This is a genomic window from Lamprobacter sp. (genome assembly GCF_034860625.1).
Classification (GTDB): Bacteria; Pseudomonadota; Gammaproteobacteria; order Chromatiales; family Chromatiaceae; genus Lamprobacter.
In genome coordinates, this window is sequence record NZ_JAYESN010000578.1 from 1 (window position 1) to 1,153 (window position 1,153).

The window sequence follows — 1,153 nt, forward strand, 5'->3', positions numbered from 1 at the left end:
GCACGGCCCGCTTCAGCGTCAAGATCACCGGCCGCGACAACCGCACCTATACCGACGTCTCCGGCACCTATCCGATCATCGGCCCCTGGTCGACCGCTGGCTTCATCGTCGTCTCCGATAGCGGCCCGCAATCGCTCTGTGCCAGTTCCAACTGCAACTTGCACGCGAGCCACCCCAAGATTCTGCACGGCGAGCCGATCGAGACTAGCAGCCGCCCGATCCAAGGCGCACCGCTCGCCGCCTCGACTATCCGCGAGGCCCTGCAGCCGTTCGAGGAGGTCGGCGAGGTCTACTTGGTCGGCACCGTCCTGCTGCAAGGCCTCAAGGCCAACCCGCCGACGCTCGAGGTCGCCAGCGACACCGTGCGCCTCATCTACACCCGCCCCGAGCGCTTAGAACTGTGGGCCGGCAAGACCCTGCGCGAGGTCAATCTCACCGCCCAAGTCCGTCACCAAACCGGCGCCGAGATCCCCGAAGTGCCGACGCTCAACGCCTCATCCGCCACCATCCCGCCACTCCTGCAACGCAGGACACTGCGCCATGACCCGCCGCACCATCCCCTGGCATCGTCTGCTGCCGCTCCATCATCGCCTGCTGATCTGGTGGGCATTCGCCGGCGCGGGCATCGCCATCCCCTGGCTCATCGGCGGCACCGGGCTACCCTGGCTGCAGCGCACCGCCGACAGCGACGGCTGCCAAGTCGCCAGCATCTACGACGTCGACGGCCCCATGCACGTCAACTACAGCGGCCTCAAGCGCAAGGTCCGTCTCTACTGCATCGATGCCCTCGAGATCCAGCAACACCCCTGGGGCACCGAAAGCGGCGACCACTGGCACCGCGCCATGGTCGAAGCCGGCCAAGCCGCCGTCTATCGCCGCTACTGCGCCGATCCGAGCTACCGCCAGGCCGAGGCCAGCACCAAAGCCGCAGGGCGCGGCATCTGGTCGGTGTCTGGAGATCACCAACGGCCGTGGGACTGGCGCAAGCGATAGGCTTTGCGCTGAAGCGGCCAGCGTTGCATCTCGATCCGCTGCGAAAGGCGTGCGCCTGAACGTCATCGCCCCGTTTGGTTCGCCACTGTGACTGAAGTCAAGGTTTTGACGGTCAACTCGACCAAAGCGGTCGCCGATGATTATTCCCCACAGTCATAAA

The 1,153-nt window shown here is 65.7% G+C and carries 1 protein-coding gene; it reads left to right on the top strand.

All coding sequences use genetic code 11. From position 1 onward, the window contains the following. On the top strand, positions 1 to 1,052 hold a 1,052-nt coding region (locus VBE63_RS29930; protein ID WP_323686606.1), incomplete at its 5' end, for a hypothetical protein. Positions 1,053 to 1,153 lie beyond the last annotated feature (101 nt).